The 18,253-nt window shown below is 61.5% G+C and carries 15 protein-coding genes; 10 read left to right on the top strand and 5 right to left on the bottom strand.

The features are described 5' to 3' along the window. Positions 1-214 precede the first annotated feature (214 nt). From ACGSLL_RS22025 to ACGSLL_RS22040, 4 genes are all read left to right on the top strand, one after another. On the top strand, positions 215-2,566 hold the full coding sequence (locus ACGSLL_RS22025) for a 7TM diverse intracellular signaling domain-containing protein (RefSeq protein ID WP_394507917.1): 2,352 nt from the start codon (positions 215-217) through the stop codon (positions 2,564-2,566). A 98-nt stretch (positions 2,567-2,664) separates the two neighbouring features. Beyond that, entirely contained in the window at positions 2,665-4,314 is a 1,650-nt protein-coding gene (locus ACGSLL_RS22030; protein WP_394507918.1) for an acyl-CoA dehydrogenase family protein, read from the top strand. A gap of 182 nt (positions 4,315-4,496) precedes the next feature. Next, a complete protein-coding gene (gene amn, locus ACGSLL_RS22035; RefSeq protein WP_208939649.1) occupies positions 4,497-5,996 on the top strand; it encodes an AMP nucleosidase in 1,500 nt (499 codons plus the stop codon). A 72-nt stretch (positions 5,997-6,068) separates the two neighbouring features. Next, positions 6,069-6,704, top strand: coding sequence for a pseudouridine synthase (locus ACGSLL_RS22040; RefSeq protein WP_394507919.1), 636 nt, complete (start codon positions 6,069-6,071; stop codon positions 6,702-6,704). Here the strand turns inward: ACGSLL_RS22040 and ACGSLL_RS22045 are convergent. Beyond that, on the bottom strand, positions 6,699-6,908 hold the full coding sequence (locus ACGSLL_RS22045) for a DUF2788 domain-containing protein (RefSeq protein WP_007909655.1): 210 nt from the start codon (positions 6,906-6,908) through the stop codon (positions 6,699-6,701). The genes ACGSLL_RS22040 and ACGSLL_RS22045 overlap by 6 nt on opposite strands. Before the next feature lie 187 nt (positions 6,909-7,095). Further along, the gene (locus tag ACGSLL_RS22050; RefSeq protein ID WP_007909658.1) at positions 7,096-7,575 is read right to left on the bottom strand and encodes an Lrp/AsnC family transcriptional regulator; all 480 of its coding nucleotides are present in this window, start codon (positions 7,573-7,575) and stop codon (positions 7,096-7,098) included. A 450-nt stretch (positions 7,576-8,025) separates the two neighbouring features. On the opposite strand from ACGSLL_RS22050, the gene ACGSLL_RS22055 reads away from it, so the two are divergent. Continuing rightward, positions 8,026-9,048, top strand: coding sequence for a DUF6515 family protein (locus ACGSLL_RS22055; protein WP_394507920.1), 1,023 nt, complete (start codon positions 8,026-8,028; stop codon positions 9,046-9,048). Here ACGSLL_RS22055 and ACGSLL_RS22060 read toward each other — a convergent pair. Together ACGSLL_RS22060 and ACGSLL_RS22065 are read right to left on the bottom strand one after the other, a co-directional pair. After that, positions 9,042-9,938, bottom strand: a complete 897-nt coding sequence (locus ACGSLL_RS22060) for a cation diffusion facilitator family transporter (protein ID WP_394507921.1) — start codon at positions 9,936-9,938, stop codon at positions 9,042-9,044. The genes ACGSLL_RS22055 and ACGSLL_RS22060 overlap by 7 nt on opposite strands. A 12-nt stretch (positions 9,939-9,950) precedes the next feature. Further along, entirely contained in the window at positions 9,951-10,370 is a 420-nt protein-coding gene (locus ACGSLL_RS22065) for a polyribonucleotide nucleotidyltransferase (protein ID WP_332768372.1), read from the bottom strand. 110 nt (positions 10,371-10,480) lie between these two features. Here ACGSLL_RS22065 and hrpB point away from each other — a divergent pair, with 110 nt between their 5' ends. From hrpB to ACGSLL_RS22080, 3 genes are all read left to right on the top strand, one after another. Then, positions 10,481-13,000: an ATP-dependent helicase HrpB gene (gene hrpB / locus ACGSLL_RS22070; RefSeq protein ID WP_394507922.1), complete on the top strand. Its 2,520-nt coding sequence runs from the start codon at positions 10,481-10,483 to the stop codon at positions 12,998-13,000. Between the two features lie 130 nt (positions 13,001-13,130). After that, the gene (locus ACGSLL_RS22075; RefSeq protein WP_394507923.1) at positions 13,131-13,703 is read left to right on the top strand and encodes a hypothetical protein; all 573 of its coding nucleotides are present in this window, start codon (positions 13,131-13,133) and stop codon (positions 13,701-13,703) included. 13 nt (positions 13,704-13,716) lie between these two features. Beyond that, positions 13,717-14,142 (top strand): hypothetical protein, encoded by a 426-nt coding sequence (locus ACGSLL_RS22080; protein ID WP_394507924.1) that lies wholly within the window; start codon positions 13,717-13,719, stop codon positions 14,140-14,142. Here ACGSLL_RS22080 and ACGSLL_RS22085 read toward each other — a convergent pair. Continuing rightward, positions 14,121-15,050, bottom strand: coding sequence for a LysR substrate-binding domain-containing protein (locus ACGSLL_RS22085; protein WP_208939657.1), 930 nt, complete (start codon positions 15,048-15,050; stop codon positions 14,121-14,123). The genes ACGSLL_RS22080 and ACGSLL_RS22085 overlap by 22 nt on opposite strands. Positions 15,051-15,270: 220 nt before the next feature. Between ACGSLL_RS22085 and ACGSLL_RS22090 the strand changes: the two genes are divergently transcribed. Together ACGSLL_RS22090 and ACGSLL_RS22095 are read left to right on the top strand one after the other, a co-directional pair. Further along, positions 15,271-16,761 (top strand): aldehyde dehydrogenase, encoded by a 1,491-nt coding sequence (locus ACGSLL_RS22090; RefSeq protein WP_394507925.1) that lies wholly within the window; start codon positions 15,271-15,273, stop codon positions 16,759-16,761. A gap of 494 nt (positions 16,762-17,255) precedes the next feature. Beyond that, on the top strand, positions 17,256-18,242 hold the full coding sequence (locus ACGSLL_RS22095; protein ID WP_394507926.1) for an ABC transporter substrate-binding protein: 987 nt from the start codon (positions 17,256-17,258) through the stop codon (positions 18,240-18,242). Positions 18,243-18,253: the final 11 nt, after the last annotated feature.

Raw genomic sequence — 18,253 nt, forward strand, 5'->3', positions numbered from 1 at the left:
GACAAGTTGACCGACTCAACAGCTCTAGGCCGCAGCTTTGCTCTGAAACGCCCGTTCTAGAGCCTTTGTAGGAAAAGTTTCGATGGTGCTTAATGGCCATCAACGGCTATGCTAGGCTGGATCCAAACCAATAACAGGTAATACCGGTTTTACGTCTACTCAAAGGGAATGGGGGGCTTCCTGACACAACCGGACGAGCCACGCTGGGGCTTCAATGCGCTATTTGCTGATGTTGCTGTTCTGCTTGCCCCTCATGGCGAGCGCTGTCGAATTCGACGAATACACCCAAAGCCTGCCGCTGGGCCGGTCGCTGCAAGTGTTCGAAGACCCGAGCGGTCAGGCGAGCCTCGCCGACGTTCGCGCTCAGGCCGCCGCCGGCCAGTTCAAGACGCACGACAAAGCCACGCTCAATGCCGGTTATTCGCGTTCGGCGTTCTGGCTGAAGATCGACCTGCATTATCGTCCGAGCAACCCCGCCGCCCAGCGCACCTGGCTGCTGGAGCTGGCCTATCCACCGCTCGATCATCTCGATTTGTACTTGCCCGACGCCGCCGGCGACTATCGCCTGGTGCGCCAGACTGGCGATGCCTTGCCGTTCGCCAGCCGCGAGATCCGCCAGAACAACTACCTGTTTGACCTGCCGTTCAAGCCCGATCAGCAACAGACGCTGTACCTGCGATTGGCCAGCGAAGGTTCGATCCAGGCACCGGTGACGTTGTGGTCGAGCACCGCTTACCTCGAAGACCAGCCCGTGCGCCTGTACGTGCTCGGCATCATTTATGGCGTGCTGCTCGGGATGCTGGTCTACAACCTGTTCATCTACCTGAGCGTGCGTGACACCAGTTACCTCTATTACATCTTCTACATCGGCTCGTTCGGCCTTTATCAGTTGTCGGTGAACGGTGCGGCGGTCGAATATTTCTGGCCGGACAACCCGTGGTGGGCCAACGCCGCAACACCATTCTTCATCGGCTGCGCCGGCCTGTTCGGCAGTCAGTTCGCCCGCAGCTTCCTGCAGACCCACACCCACAGTCGCTGGCTCGATCGCCTGCTGATCGGGCTGATTGCCTTCAGCGCCGTGGTGGTCGGGCTGTCGCTGATGACCAGCTATGCGCTGGCCTTGCGTCTGGCGACGACGCTGGCGCTGACTTTCACCGTGGTGATTTTTGCTGCGGGGATTCTCGCCTGGTGGCGCGGTCTGCGTGTGGCGCGTTATTTCATCATTGCCTGGTCGGCGTTTCTGCTCGGCGGCATCGTCAATACGTTGATGGTGCTGGGCCTGCTGCCGAACGTGTTCCTGACCATGTACGCCAGCCAGATCGGTTCGGCCATCGAAGTGGCGCTGCTCTCGCTGGCGCTGGCCGACCGCATCAACGCCATGCGTGAGCAGCAGGCGCAGACGCTGTACGACGCCGGGCAGAAGCTCGAAGTGCTCAACCAGCAACTGGCGCACAGCAACAAGCTCAAGGACGAATTCCTCGCCACGCTGACCCATGAATTGCGCACGCCCATGAACGGTGTGATCGGCTCGCTGGAATTGATGCAGACCGTCGAGATGGACCCGGAGCTTGAGCAATATCAGCAGACGGCCGCCGGTTCCGCACGGGACATGATGCGCATGGTCAACGGCATCCTCACGCTGACCGAATTGCAGGCGGGCAAGCTCAAGGCGTCCTCGGGTTCCTTCAGCCTGCGCGCCGTGATCGAGACACTGCGCGTGCAATTCGAGGGCAACGCGTCGAGCAAGTCGCTGGACTTCAAGGTCGATGTGTTGCCAACGCTGCCGGATCGCCTGCACGGCGACAGTGCCAAGCTTGCGCAGTGCCTGGAATGCCTGCTGGACAATGCGATCAAGTTCACTCGCGTCGGTGGTCTGGCCCTGCGCGTGACCGGCAAACCCTCGACGGATAACCGCCTGGCGTTGTCGTTTGCGGTGATCGACACCGGCATCGGCTTTAGCGATCTGGGCGAGGCGACCATGTATCAGCGCTTCTTCCAGCTCGACGGCTCGATGACCCGCGAATATGGCGGCCTCGGTGTTGGCCTGGCGATCTGTCGGCAACTGGTCGAATTGCTCGGCGGCAAGCTGACCCATCGCTCCGAGCCGGGGCGCGGCAGCCGCTTTCAACTGGACGTCGAGTTTGAACTGCCGCTGATCGAACCGGTGCCGGATTTCGCTTCCACCCAAGAGCGGATTCGTTTGCCGCAGGACTGCACGGTGTTGCTGGTGGACGACAACAGCGTCAACCAATTGGTCATGCGCGGCATGCTGCTCAAGCTAGGCTTTCGCGTGCGCACTGCCGACAACGCAGCGGCGGCACTGGCCTGTTTGCAGCGCGAGAGCGTCGACGCCGTGCTGATCGACTGCCAGTTGCCGGCCCATGACGGCGCCTCGCTGTGCTGCCAGATTCATGCGTTGCCAGGCTGCGCGCACCTGCCGGTGTTCCTGCTCGCTTTGCAGGCCGAGCGGGATCTGTGTGCTACCGGCGTGGCCATCGATTACCTGAACAAACCGGTGAAATTCGAAGAGTTGCAGTCCGCCCTGGAGCGTCGCGTGCTGTGCTGAAAGCAGGGTAAAAGCGCCGCAAATTCGGCGGATATGCCACTTTGATCGGCATGGGGGCGGTGCTTAACTGACTTCCTGCCGAATCAAGGAGCGCCGTGATGAATCTGCATCAGTTCGCCGAAACCCACGAAGTCACCAACCAGCCACCGTCGCTGGACGGCACCAATCTGTACCGCATCGACCTGCCGTTGCAGGAGTGGTCGCGGCGGTTTGGCGCCGGCTGGGCCGAGTCGCGGATCGATGCCTACGGTGCGCTCGCCGGTGGCCCGCTGATGGAGGCCGGCTTCCTTGCCAACCAGAACAAACCGGTGTTTGCCAGCCATGACCGCTATGGTCATCGCATCGATCTGGTGGAGTTTCATCCGGCGTATCACCAACTGATGCGCAGTGCGATCGAACACGGTCTTACCTCACTACCTTGGGCTCATCCGCAGGACGGCGCCCATGTTGCGCGCGCTTCGATGACTTATCTGCACAGCCAGGCCGAGGCCGGCAGCGGTTGCCCGTTGACCATGACCTTCGCCAGCGTGCCGGCCCTGCGCTTGCAGCCGGACCTGGCCGAGCAATGGCTGCCGAAAGTCCTCGCCACCGAATACGACCCACGCAACGTCGGCATGGCGCACAAGGCCGGCGTGACCATTGGCATGGCGATGACCGAGAAGCAGGGCGGCACCGACGTGCGCGCCAACACCACCAAGGCTTATCCGGTCGGCGCCAGCGGCCCGGGCCAGGCGTATGAGCTGGTCGGGCACAAGTGGTTCTGCTCGGCGCCGATGTGCGATGCCTTTCTCACCCTGGCGCAGACCGACAAGGGCTTGAGCTGCTTTCTACTGCCGCGCCATCGCCCGGACGACACGCGCAATCAGTTCTACATCCAGCGTCTGAAAAACAAACTCGGCAACCAGTCCAATGCCTCCAGCGAAGTCGAATTTCGCGGTGCGCTGGCGTGGATGATCGGCGAAGAAGGGCGCGGCGTGCCGACCATCATCGAGATGGTGGCGATGACCCGTTTCGATTGCATGGTCGGTTCCAGTTCGCTGATGCGCCAGGCACTGACCCAGGCCAGCCATCACTGCGCGCACCGCAAGGTCGGCGGCAAACTGCTCAGCGAGCAGCCGTTGATGCAGAACGTGTTGGCCGATCTGGCGCTGGAAAGCGAAGCCGCGCTGGCCCTGAGCCTGCGTATGGGCAAGGCGCTCGATCATCTGGATGATCGCCACGAAGCGCAGTTTGCGCGGCTGGTCACGGCGGTGGGCAAATACTGGATCTGCAAACGCGCGCCGGGAATGATCAACGAAGCCGCCGAATGCATGGGCGGTGCCGGTTATGTCGAGGACAGCATTCTGCCGCGGTTGTACCGCGAAGCCCCGGTGAACTCGACCTGGGAAGGTTCTGGCAACGTGCAATGCCTCGACGTGCTGCGCGCGTTATCGAAAGAGCCGGGTGTGCTGGATGTGTTGTTCAGTGAACTCGGTGATGGTCATGGCGACCAGCGTCTGGCCGCGCATATCCAGCAGTTGCAGGCGCAGTTCAAGGACACCAGTGACATTCAGTATCGGGCGCGGCAGTTGACCGAAGATATCGCCCTCGGTTTGCAGGCCAAACTGTTGCTCGAGGCCGGTAACGCGGCGGTCAGCGATGCGTTCATTGCCAGCCGTTTGGGCGGCGGCGGCCGAGTCTACGGCGCGTTGCCGCGAGGGCTGGATGTCGAGGCGATCGTCGCGCGCTCGACCCCGCAAGGTTTCTGAAACCGCACAAATCTCTCCTGTGGGAGCGAGCCTGCTCGCGAAAGCGGTGTGTCAGTCGACATCTTTATTGGATGATCCACCATATTCGCGAGCAGGCTCGCTCCCACAGGGGACATCACTGATCCGCAGATTTAAGTATCACCACAACGCCACTGTTCCCGTGACGCGACGATGCAGGCAAGATGAAGCTCTGCAAGTCAGAACACAGGAAGCTGATCGTGACCGAAGCGTTTATTGTCGTTCAAACCGCTGAACAAGCCGTGGATCGTCTGGCCGAGCTGCATGAGCGGGCCACCACTGCGTTGAATTCGGCGCTCAAGCGTTATCTCAAGGACCGCGTCGAACCCGACGCCGCACAGCGTGCCCTGTTTCGTTATCCCGAATTGCGTCTGACCTATCACTGCCAGGGCGAAGTCCCGCAGACCACTCGCGCCTACGCCAAGGTGCAGTTGCCCGGCACCTACAGCGTCACCGTCACTCATCCGGCGGCATTTCGCAAATACCTGCTCGAACAACTGACGCCGTTGATGCACGACTTCACCGTGACCGTCGAAGTCGGCGTCAGCCAGCAGAACATTCCGTACCCGTACGTGGTCGAGCAGGGCGATGAGCTGGCCGGTTCCGGCGTCACTGCTGCGGTGCTGGCGCGGGTGTTTCCGAGTACCGACCTGTCCGCGGCCACCGATGGCATCGCCGACGGTCTCTACGACTGGGAAAACACCGATCCGCTGCCGTTGGCGCTGTTCGACGCCGCGCGCGTGGATTTCTCGCTGCGCCGTCTGGTGCATTACACCGGCAGTGACTGGCGCCATGTGCAGCCGTGGATCCTGCTGACCAACTATCACCGCTACGTTGACCAGTTCATCGTTCATGGCCTGGAGCAACTGCGCAACGATCCGCGTTTCGTGCGCATGGTCCTGCCGGGCAACGTGATCATCGAGAAGGGCATGGACCACGGCGAAGCCTCGGCCATTGCCGCCGGTGTGGTCTGGCACCGTTATCAGATGCCGGCCTATCACCTGATCGCCAACGATGGCCACGGCGTGACGCTGGTCAACATCGGCGTCGGCCCGTCCAACGCCAAGAACATCACCGACCACCTCGCCGTGCTGCGCCCGCATTGCTGGCTGATGATCGGCCACTGCGGCGGCCTGCGTCAGTCGCAGACCATTGGCGATTACGTGCTGGCCCACGCGTATATGCGCCGCGACGGCATTCTCGATCGCGTAGTGCCGCCGAATATCCCGATCCCGGCGCTGGCCGAAGTGCAACTGGCACTGCAGCAGGCGGCGGCGAACGTCACCGGTGAGAAGGGCGACGACCTGAAAAAACGCCTGCGCACCGGCACCGTGCTGACCTACGACGACCGCAACTGGGAACTGCGCTGGGCCCAGGAACGGCCGTTGATCAACTTGTCCCGTGCTGTCGCTGTGGACATGGAAAGCGGCACGATTGCGGCGCAGGGGTATCGCTTGCGGGTGCCGTACGGCACGTTGCTTTGCGTCTCGGACAAACCGCTGCACAGCGAAATCAAGCTGCCGGGCTCGGCCAACGCTTTCTATGAGCGCGCGGTCAGCCAGCACTTGAAAATCGGCATCGAAGCGGTGGACCTGCTGCGCACCGAACTCAATTCGTTGCACTCGCGCAAACTGCGCAGCTTCGACGAGCCGCCGTTCCGTTAACGCTTAGTCGTGGTCATTTGGCGGTCGGGGCACTAGCATTAACAGCCCTGATCGCCAGATGTTGTTTTGCCCATGTCTCGTCCCCCGCGTCCACCTTCCCGCCGCCCTGGCGTGAAGCCTCAATCGTCCTCGCCGCGCCGTGTTGCCAAGGCACCACCGGCCGAGCCGAAACTGATCCTGTTCAACAAACCGTTCGATGTGCTGACGCAATTCAGCGACGGTGAGGGGCGGGCGACGCTCAAGGATTACATTGATGTGCCCGGCATTTACCCGGCCGGACGCCTTGATCGTGACAGCGAAGGTTTGTTGCTGCTGACCAATGACGGCCAGTTGCAGGCGCGCATTGCCGATCCGAAACACAAACTGGCGAAGACTTATTGGGTGCAGGTCGAAGGCGTGCCGACTGCCGAGCAGTTGCAGCGTTTGCGTGACGGTGTCGAGTTGAACGACGGCATGACCTTGCCCGCCGAAGCACGGCAACTGGACGAGCCGGACCTATGGCCGCGCAATCCACCGGTACGCTTTCGCGCGACCATACCGACTTCATGGCTGGAACTGGTGATTCGCGAGGGGCGCAATCGTCAGGTGCGGCGCATGACCGCTGCGGTCGGTTTGCCGACGTTGCGTCTGGTGCGCGTGAGGATTGGTGACTGGACGCTCGATGGGCTCGATCAGGGCCAGTGGAAAGAAGTGCCGGCGCGCTTATAGGGCGCCGGATTCGATCAGGCCGATCACCACACTCTTGATGATGAACGCGGCCACGCCCAGGCCCAGCACGAAAAACAGAATGAACGAGCCAAAGCGCCCTGCCTTGGACTTCTTCGCCAGATCCCAGACGATGAAACCCATGAAAATGATCAGGATGCTGACCAGGCCGGTCATCATCCATTCTTCTAACAGTGCTGGATCCATTGGCAATCTCCGGCGCGGGGCAGGCTGAAAGGGCGGCGGGGAGTATACGGCATGGTGGGCGGGGTGGCATTGATCTGGGTCGTGTGCCTTGATCAGTGTTGTTGATACTGGCCTCTTCGCGAGCAGGCTCGCTCCCACGGGGGAATGCGTTCCAATTGTGGGAGCGAGCCTGCTCGCGAAAGCGATTTCAGCTACGCAAATGGGTCAGAGGCAGTTCAGTGCTGTTCAGCACCTGATTCAGCACAAAACTCGACCGCACGCTGGTCACGCCTTCAATCCGGGTCAGATGTCCCAGCAACAGCTTCTGATAGTGATCCATATCCGGCACCACTACCTTCAACTGGTAATCCGCATCCACGCCCGTCACCAGACTGCACTCCAGCACTTGCGGCAACGTCCGGATCGCTGCTTCGAAATTCTCGAAACGCTCCGGTGTGTGCCGGTCCATGCCGATCAGCACGTAGGCCGTCAGGCTCAGTCCGAGCATCTTGCGATCAAGCAAAGCGACCTGGCGCGAGATATAGCCGTCGTCTTCCAGTTGCTTGACCCGACGCGAGCAAGGTGAGGGGGACAGACCGATGCGCTCGGCCAGTTCCTGGTTGGAGATGCGGGCGTCGCGTTGCAATTCCGCCAAAATACTCAGGTCGTAACGGTCGAGTTTGCTCATCAATCTGTCCTTGGCTGTAACTATTGCGGCGGATTATCTATCCAGGGTTAAAAATTGCGCAAGTGGTGTTTATTTGAGCAATCTTCGCAATCCTCTGTCGCAGCGTCCGGCCTATGCTTATCACCAGAATCACTGCTCGGTAACACAGTCCACGCGGCCCGCCCAATCCGGCCCGCCGCGGCCGCCACCCCCACCGGGGTTGTGCCGGCCCCCGAGCTGCACACTGTCCAGAAGACGGCGTGAGGTGAGCCGACGTCAAAAGCGTCGAGCCAGGACGCAATTCTCTAAAAGGGAGGCCGACGGGTCTCCCTTTTTCTTGCCGGCGATTTCATCTTGCCGCCTCAATAAATAAGTCGCGCGACTGATAACCTGTCGCAGAACCCGGTGGGCCTGTTGCGAGTCTTAGCAACAAGCCCTCCCAATGACAGGCTCCCCGCAGTGAGGAACAACATGAATTCGCGCATCTGGCGTCTGGCCGGTGTTGGTTTGCTGTGTGTGAGTGTGAGTGCGCAAGCACTGGCCGACGAGCCACAGAATCGCGGGCCTGATGGCGACGGTCGGAGCCAGCAGCATCAGGGCAACGGTCAGAGCCGTGGCGGTGATCAACGCGGGCCGGGCAATGCGCCGCAGAACAACGAAATCATTCGTGGCGACAACAGCCGCCAGTTCGAACACAACGGTAATGACCACGGTTGGCAGAACCGCGACCAGAACCGCCCGGCGTATAACCCCAATCCGGTGCGCCAGCCTCCGCCGCCGCCGCAACTGCCGGCCAACAGTCTGCCGATCCAGCCGCGTCCCGACACCGTGCGCCAGACCCAGGAACCGCGTCAGGGTTACTACCGCGACGAACGCCCGCAGAACGGTTACCACAATCAGCAATGGCAAACCGATCACCGGCCCAATGACAACCGCTGGCCGGGACGTCCGAATGGTCATGGCAATGGCTGGGGCCCGGGGCCGCAATATCGCCCGGGACATGTGATTGACCGTTTCCCGGATCGCGATTACCGCGTGCCGTATCGGGGTCAGGATTATTTCTATTCCGGTGGTTACTGGTATCGCCCGCAAGGCCCACGCTACATCGTCGTGCAGCCGCCGCGCGGGATTCGCATCCAGTATTTGCCGGATTATGCCCGCGAAGTGTGGATCGGCGGCTCGCTGCTGTTCCTCGCCGCCGGCTCCTATTACGCCTATCAGGAAGCGACGCAGGATTACGTGGTGGTCGAGCCGCCGGCACAGCAACCGCCGCAACCACAGGCGCAAGGTTATGATGTCGAAGCTTATCCAGCGAATGGCCAATCGCCGGAGCAGGTCCAGCAAGACGGCTATCAGTGCTACCAGTACGCCGTGCAGCAAAGCGGTTTCGACCCGCGCACCGCGACCTATCAGCCGGCGCCCGAAGTGGTTCAGGCGTACCGCCAGGCCCAGGGCAACTGCCTGAGCAGTCGCGGTTATCAAGTCAATTACTGAGCCCTGGCGGCCAGTACCACTTCCTGCGGATCGGCGTGCACCAGCACTTCGGCCCGTGGGTAGGCCTTGTGAATGGCATCGGCGGCTTGATCGCTGATGCCGTGAGCGACTGACAGGGTCAATTCTCCCGGCAACTCCAGATGCAACTGCACGAACCAGTGGTTGCCGGAGATGCGCGTGCGTAAGTCATGCGCGCCCAGTACGCCCGGCACGCTGCACGCCAGTTCGAGCATGTGCTGGCTGACGTCGGTCGGCAGTTCCTCGTCCATCAATACCGAAAAACTCTCGCGGGCGATCTGAATCGCGCTCCACAGGATGTACGCGGCAATGCCCAGACCGAACCACGCATCCAGTTGCTCGAAGCCAAACCCGGCCAACACCAGCGCCAGCAGGATGCTGCCGTTGAGCAGCATGTCCGAGCGATAGTGCAGCGAGTCGGCGCGCACGGCGTTGGAGCCGGTCTGCTTGATCACCCGGTGCTGCAACACCAGCAAGGCTGCAGTCAGCAGCAGCGAGAATACGATCACGCCGATACTTAGCCAGGGCGCACCGAGTGGCTGCGGCGTCTGCAAGCGTTCGTAGGCCTGGAACGCGATCAGCAGCGCACTGCCGCCGATGAACAACGCTTGCGCCATGCCCGCCAGGGATTCCGCTTTGCCGTGGCCATAACGGTGGTCGTCATCCGCCGGGCGCAGCGCGTAGTGCACCGCTAGCAGATTGAGCATCGAGGTGACGCCATCCAGCGCCGAGTCGGTGAGGCCGGCGAGCATGCTCACCGAACCGCTGAGCCACCAGGCGATGGCTTTGGCGATAATCAGCGTGCACGCCACCGCCACCGAGGCGCGGGTCGCCAGCCGCAGCAGGCGGGCGTGTTCGGGGCTGGAGGTCATCGATCTTCCTTTTTATGCCGCAGGTTGCAGGCCGAACATCGCCAGTTGCTGGGTGCTGCCCTTGTGCTGGATCAGGCGCGGGTCGTCGAGTGGAAAGTCTCTGCCCAACTCGCTCTCGAGAATCGCCTGCAACTTGTGCTTGTCGACCTGACCGTCCGCGCCGATGGCTGGCTTGAGCTTGGCCGGGTCGATCTGCGCGGTATGGCCCGGTTCGAAATAGATCGCGCCGGTAGCGAAGTCGACGGCAAACGCGATCAGCCCGGGGATGATGTAGAACAGCAGGCCGACAGCATCGAGCGCGGCAATTGCCGGGTCGATCTTGCCGTCGATCTGGCCGCGACGGTCCGGGTAGAAAATCGACCCGCACGCAGTGATCTGCGTGAGCAGGGTGGCGACCAGAACACCGCCGATCAGGCGAAAAGGTAAGCGCATGGGGAAATCTCCTGATTCATCTAAGAACGAAGCTTCGTCGAGTGAAGTTAAGACCCTGACGAACCGCTAGCAGTTCGCCGTTATACTCGCCGATCTGTTTGGGAGCCAGCATGATTTCTTTGCCGATCGACGATGTTTTACCTGCCCTGCGTGAAGCCCTCGCGTCACGCCACGAAGCCGTGCTCGAAGCGCCGCCCGGTGCCGGTAAAACCACCCGCGTGCCGCTGGCCTTGCTGGATGAAGCGTGGCTCGCCGGGCAGACCATTCTGATGCTTGAACCGCGCCGACTGGCCGCGCGTGCCGCTGCAGAACGTCTGGCCAGCGAGTTGGGCGAGCAGGTCGGGGAAACCGTCGGTTACCGCATTCGTCTGGACAGCAAGGTCGGCCCGAAGACGCGCATCGAAGTGGTCACCGAAGGCATTCTCACCCGCCGTCTGCAGGATGACCCGGCGCTGGAAGGCGTGGGTCTGCTGATTTTCGATGAGTTTCACGAACGCAGCCTCGACGCTGATCTGGCGCTGGCCCTGAGTCTGAACGGTCGCGAACTGTTTCGCGCTGAACAACCGCTGAAGATTCTGCTGATGTCGGCCACGCTCGAAGGCGAGCGTCTGGCCGGGTTGCTTGATGACGCGCCGATCCTGCGTAGCGAAGGGCGAATGTATCCGGTGACGATGCGCTGGGGCCGGCCGTTTCAGCCCGGCGAGTACATCGATCAGCGCGTCACGCAGACCGTGCTCGAAGCGCTCAACGATGAAACCGGCAGCCTGCTGGTGTTCTTGCCGGGGCAGGCGGAAATCCGTCGCGTGCATCAGCAATTGGCCGACGCCATCGGTGAGCGCAGCGATGTGTTGCTCTGCCCGCTGCATGGCGAACTCCACCTCAATGCCCAGCGTGCGGCGATCGATCCGGCGCCGCCCGGTCAGCGCAAAGTGGTGCTGGCGACCAACATCGCCGAGACCAGCCTGACCATCAATGGCGTGCGCGTGGTGATCGATGCCGGGCTGGCGCGAGTACCACGTTTCGATCCCGGCAGCGGCATGACCCGCCTCGACACCCAGCGCATTTCCAAGGCCAGCGCGACCCAGCGTGCCGGCCGCGCCGGACGACTCGAACCGGGCGTCTGCTACCGCTTGTGGTCGCAGGATCAGCACGAACAACTCGCCGCTTACGGCAGTGCGGAAATACTCTCGGCGGACCTCGCCAGCCTCGCCCTGCAATTGGGTCGCTGGGGCGTAACGCCGAATGAACTGGTGTGGCTGGATGTTCCGCCTGCGGCGGCGTATGCCCAGGCACAGGATTTGTTGCAGCGCCTCGGTGCGCTGGAAGGCGAGGCGCTGACCCCGCATGGCCAGGCCATGGCCGAACTGCCGGCGCATCCGCGTATCGGCCATTTGCTGTTGCGCGGTCAGGCGTTGGGCCTGGCGAACATGGCTTGCGATGTCGCAGCGCTGCTTGGCGAGCGCGACATCTTGCGCGGCGCCGGCGCGGACTTGCACAGTCGTCTGGCGATGCTTTCCGGTGAAGAACGTGCGGCGCGTGGTGCGCAGGGCGGGGTGCAGCGCGCACGGCAACTGGCGCGGCAATATCGCAGTTACCTGCGCGGCAAGGCCAGCACGCCGGTCAGCGATCCCGAGCATCCGCGCTGGCTTGGCGCCTTACTGGCATTGGCCTATCCGGATCGCGTCGCCCAGCAACGGCGTGCCGGCGGTGCGGAATATCGCCTGGCCAACGGTCGCGCCGCGCTGTTCGCCGAAGCCGACAGCCTGATGAAACAACCGTGGATCGTCATCGCTGACCTTGGCAGCCGTCAGGGACAGCGCGAGGAGCGGATTTATCTGGCGGCGGATTTCGATCCGGCGTTGTTCGATTCGGTATTGGCCGAACAGGTGCACAGTGTCGATCAACTCGATTGGGACGAGCGCGAAGGCGTGCTGCGTGCCGAGCGTCAGCGCAAGGTCGGCGAACTGATCCTCAGCCGCGAACCGCTAACCGGTCTGGATGAAAATGCGCGCAGTCAGGCGCTGGTCAATCTGGTCCGACGCAAAGGTCTCGAGCTGTTGCCGTGGACCCCGGAACTGCGCCAGTGGCAGGCGCGGGTGGCGCTGCTGCGCCAGCTCGATTTGAGTCATCACGACGACAGCCCGTGGCCGGATGTCAGTGACGCAATGCTGCTCGACACTCTGGAAGACTGGCTGATGCCGTATCTGGGCAAAGTCTCGCGACTCAGCCATTTTGCCAATCTCGACCTGTCGAGCATCGTGCGCAATCTGCTGCCGTGGCCGCTGCCGCAAAAGCTCGACGAATTGGCGCCGCACCATTTGAGCGTGCCGTCGGGCTCCTCGATTCGCCTGGATTACAGCGAGTCTCCGCCGATTCTCGCGGTGCGCTTGCAAGAGCTGTTCGGGCTCGCCGACACACCGCGAATTGCTGGCGGGCGGCAGGTGGTCAAGCTGCATCTGCTGTCGCCAGCGCGGCGACCGGTGCAGGTCACTCAGGATCTGGCCAACTTCTGGCGCAGTACCTATGCCGAGGTGAAGAAGGATCTGAAGGGACGCTATCCGAAACATTATTGGCCGGACGACCCTTTGGTCGCCGAAGCCACGGCGCGGGCAAAACCTCGGGGCACTTGACCCAGGATGGCAGCGCGCCATTAGCCCATCCGTGCTAATTGCCCTTGTTTGTGCAGGCTCGCAAAATCGCGGCCTGAACAATAACAAGTGTTGCTGCCTGGCAACTTGTGCCCAAGGAACGGAACTGCCCATGTCATCTTTCTTCAAGTTCAAGAAGTTGTTCTTCTTGTCGGCTGCGCTGCTGGCCGCCTCCAGTTCGGCAATGGCCGAAGAGCCCAATGCGATTGGCGATTGGTGGATTATCTACGGCAACGGCGTTGCCCAGAAAAACATCATGTACGTAGCGGATGCGACGTCGGTGGTCCCTTCGGAAAAAACCAAAGGCGCGACCATGGTCGCGGTGACTCTGGTGTATGAAGAACCGGGCAAACCGATGATCGACGTCTACAACCTCGAAGCGCAGTGCTCTACGGGCAAGGTGCGTTTTATCAACGGCCAGTCCATCGAGCGTCTCGCTTACACCATGCGTCATTTGAAAGTTGCCAATCAATGGCAGACCCCGAAAGAGTTCTGGGTTCAGCAGGCGCTTAAGTTTGCCTGCGAACCGGGCAGTCGCGCTAAAAACGACATGGCCGCCGTGGGCAAGATGGAATACCTGCAGATGATCGAGATGCTCCAGCAGATGTTCTTCAAGCTCGCGCCGATTCAGCAAAAGAGCCAGATGATGGACAACATCGACAGTTTGCTCGAATTGAAAAAATAAGCCGGGACTTCAAATGACTTACACACGCTTATTGCTGACAGTCCTGTTGGCGGGATTGTTCTTGACCGGCTGTTCGACCATTGCGCAAAGTCGTTGGGAAGGGCGCGATGCGCAGGAAGCGCTGGACCTGTTCGGTACACCCGATTCGATGCAAAAGGAGATCGGCCCGAACGGCGAACCCTTGGCCGTGCTGACCTGGTACAAGTCCGCGAGCTGGACCACCACCGAAGCGGCCGGGACCTCAATGACCCATACCGGTAATGGCATGGTGTACACCGAACACTATCAACAGGTCGGCCACAGTTCCGATTGCAAATTGCAGGCGAAGATCAACCAACAAAAGAAGATCGCGCAGTTTCTGATCGAAGATGGACGGATCCTGCATGGCAAGTGCACCAATGTCAGGTATGTCCCCGGTTATATTCCACCCGGAATGTGAGCGGTCTTCGCGGTCAGCTGTTCGCGGCAATAGTCAGCGAACAACTGCGCCGGTTTGGTCAGTTGCCCGCGCTTGAGCCAGGCGGCAACCAGACCTGAACCGGTGACGTCTTCGACAATGTCCACGCACACGACTTTCTTGCCGTCGTAGGTGCATTCCGAATGGGGTTTGGTCACCAGGATCGAGAAGCCGAAACCCTGGCCGACCATGCCGCGCACCATCTCGATCGACGGCGAGCTGAATTCGATGCGCGGGGTCAGGCCGAGTTCTTCGAACAGGCTGACAAAGTAGGTGCGGCTCGGTTGCACGTCGAGCAGGATCATCGGGTCAAGGCACAGGTCGCGCAGCGAAACCTGCTTGTACTGGGCGAAACGATGGTCGGCCGGCAACAGTGCATAGGGCCGTTGCGCCGGCATCAGTGGTTCGGTCTGAATGGTCGCGTCGAGTTCGTGTTCGTAGAGAATCACCAGATCGAACGCGCCCGAGGTCAGGCCCTGCACCAGTTCCTGTTGCTCGCCGTCGCGGATGCGGATTTTCACCCCCGGGTACAGCGCCGAGAACCCGGCGATCAGTTGCGGCAGGTACAGCGGCGCCACCGTTTCGAAACAGCCGATGTCGATCTGCCCGGCAACCACGTCGTTGTCGGCGAGGGCGTTCTGTTCGAACTCCTTGGCCATGCGCAGCAGTTCCTGAGCCTTGCGCAGAAAGCGTGCGCCACTCGGCGTGAGGGAGACCCCTTGCGCGTGATGACGGATCAGCAGTTGTACGGCGAAGCTGTCTTCCAGTGCCTTGATCGCGGTGGAGATCGCCGGCTGGGCGATGTACAGCTTGCGCGAAGCCTCGGCGACGCTGCCGCATTCGACGGTGGTGATGAAGTATTTCAACTGACGCAGATTGTAAGCGGCCACAACAAACCTCTGAACGAGCGGACTCGACTTCCAAGCAATTTGTGCGCCGCCACGTCCGTTGCGCGACGATGTTCTTGTGCTTCAACCATAGCCGCTCGCCGTTCATTTGGGCGAAGTGATTGCCCAGCGTTTTTATTGCCTGCGAAGATATTTTTACTGGTTTTAGCCCGCGCGGGGCTGCGCGACCATCGAGGCAAATCCCGCTCAAGGAGTCTGCGTCGTGTTCGAACTCGCACAGTGGCAGCGCCGCGCCGTTGCATTGAAATTCCCTAATCAGGCGGTGATCGATGGCCGACCTTGCCCAGCCCGGTCGGGGCAGACGTTTGCTGCGATCAACCCGGCGACCGGTGAGTGTCTGGCTAATGTCGCCGCTTGTGGCGAGGCGGATGTCGACACGGCGGTGCGCAATGCGCGGCAGGTGTTCAACGCCGGCGTCTGGTCGCAACGGCCGCCGACAGAGCGCAAGCAGGTGTTGCTGCGCCTGGCCGATCTGCTGCTTGAGCACCGTGAAGAGCTGGCTCTGCTCGACTCGCTGAACATGGGCAAACCGGTGATGGACGCCTACACCATCGACGTGCCGGGCGCCGCCGGAGTGTTTCGCTGGTACGCCGAAAGCCTCGACAAACTGTACGACCAGATCGCCCCGAGTGCGCCCAACGTGCTGGCGACCATCACCCGTGAAGCGCTCGGCGTGGTGGCGGCCGTGGTGCCGTGGAATTTCCCGTTGGACATGGCCGCGTGGAAGCTGGCGCCGGCGCTGGCGGCGGGTAACTCGGTGATTCTCAAACCGGCCGAGCAGTCACCGTTTTCGGCGTTGCGCCTGGCCGCACTGGCGCTGGAAGCGGGGTTGCCGCCAGGTGTGCTCAACGTGCTGCCGGGGCTTGGCGAGCAGGCCGGCAAAGCCTTAGGGTTGCACAACGATGTCGATTGTCTGGTATTCACCGGTTCGACGCAGGTCGGCAAATATTTCATGCAGTACGCTGCACAATCGAACCTCAAACAGGTGTGGCTGGAGTGCGGTGGCAAGAGTGCCAATCTGGTATTCGCCGATTGTCAGGATCTGGATCTGGCGGCGGAAAAAGCCGCCTTCGGCATCTTCTTCAATCAGGGCGAAGTGTGCTCCGCCAACTCGCGGCTGCTGGTGCAACGCTCGATTCATGACGAATTCGTCGCACGCCTCAAGGCCCAGGCCGAGCATTGGCTGCCGGGTGATCCGCTCGACCCGCAGAGCCGTGCCGGCGCGATTGTCGACGATCGGCAGACCGCCAGCATCCTGCGCAGCATTGGCGATGCCGAACAGGCGGGGGCGACGCGAGTGTGTGGCGGGCGGCAGCGACGGATCAACGGCTCGGACAATTTCATCGAGCCAACGATTTTCACCGGAGTCACGGCCGACATGCCGCTGTTTCGCGAGGAGGTCTTCGGCCCGGTGCTGGCGGTGTTGCCGTTCGATGACGAGGCCGAGGCGATTCAGCTGGCTAACGACAGCGACTATGCACTGGCCGCGTCGCTGTGGACCGATGACCTCAATCGCGCGCACCGGGTCGCGCGGCAATTGCGCGCGGGTACGGTGTCGGTCAACACCGTCGACGCGCTGGATGTGACCGTGCCGTTCGGCGGCGGCAAACAATCGGGTTTCGGCCGCGACCTGTCGCTGCATTCGTTCGACAAATACACCCAACTGAAAACCACCTGGTTTCAATTGCGCTGACACCGCTTCGGCCCTTTCGCGAGCAGGCTCGCTCCCACAGTGGACCGATGTCGCACCGAATATCCCTGTGGGAGCGAGCCTGCTCGCGAAAGCGCTGTGTCAGTTGAAAAAATCTGACTGACCCACCGCCATCGCTGGCAAGCCAGCTCCCACAGGTTTCAGTGGTGTTCACACCAAATGGGTGCGACGCAGACCCTTGTGGGAGCTGGCCTGCAGCTAAGACAATCCAGCCAGCACTGAAAATTCCGGATCTGCACCCACCTTGCGCATCCCCGCAATGCCCGCCCTTTAGCAGTGCGCACTACCCAGTTTTTTCATCATTTGCAGCCAACAATTTCCTGATTTTCCTCACCGCGCACATGGGCCACCATCGATCTTGCCCGGCCGAAGTTGCCCGCCCAAGTGTCCGTCAGAGACCAACGGCAGCAACTGCCCAACGGCCGGCGCGCGTACTGCCCATGACAAAACTAAATCAACAGCGTCGGGAGTGCTCCATGATCAAGTCCTTGTGTATTCGTCTTTCTCATCCTCTGGCAATCACCGCCCTCGCGGCTTCAGTCGCGAGCGGCGCGCAGGCCGGCACGCTGTCGATCGGCCACACCACGTGGGTCGGTTACGGCACGCTGTATCTGGCGCGGGACCTCGGCTACTTCAAGGAAAACGGCCTGACCGTCGAGCTGCCGGTGGTCGAAGAGGCTTCGATGTACATGGCCGCGCAAGCGTCCGGGCAACTCTCCGGCTCGGCCTCGACCATCGATGAAGTGCTCAAGTATCGTCCGCAGTTCTGCTTCAAGGCGGTCGCGGCATTGGACGACAGTCACGGCGGCGACGGCGTGCTGGTCGGCAAGGACGTCAACAGCTTGCAGGAACTCAAGGGCAAGTCCGTGGCCGTCAACGAGGGCTCGACTTCGCAGTTCTGGCTCTCGTATCTGCTGAAGAAAAACGGCATGAGCATGAGCGACATCACCGTGCAGAACATGACCGCCGACGACGCCGCCACCGCGTTCATCGCCGGTCGCGTGCCGGCTGCGGTGACTTGGGAGCCGCACCTGTCGATGGTGCGTAACAAGCAGCAGGGCAAGGTGTTGATCGACAGCAGCAGCACGCCAGGGGTAATCGTCGATGTGGTGGCGCTCAATTGCACAGTGATCGAGAAACAGCCGGACGACGTCAAGGCGCTGGTCGCCGGTTTGTACAAAGCGGTGCAGTACACCAAGGATCATCCCGAAGACGCCTACAAGATCATGGCCAAAGGCGTCGGCGGTTACCTGTCCGATCCGAAGGAACTGGCCGCCGCCGCGCAAGGCGTGCGGTTCTATGATCAGGCCATGAGCGAAAAACTCTTCGGCGCGCCGGGCAAATCGGGCGACAGCGCCGCGCTGATCAAACTGGCCAATGAGACTGCCAGTGAATTGCAGGGCAAACCCTACAACGTCAGCAACGACGACCTGATCGACAACCGCTTCGTCAGCCCGCGCTAGGAGGTGCTGTC

It is taken from the genome of Pseudomonas retamae (genome assembly GCF_043496865.1).
Classification (GTDB): domain Bacteria; phylum Pseudomonadota; class Gammaproteobacteria; order Pseudomonadales; family Pseudomonadaceae; genus Aquipseudomonas; species Aquipseudomonas retamae.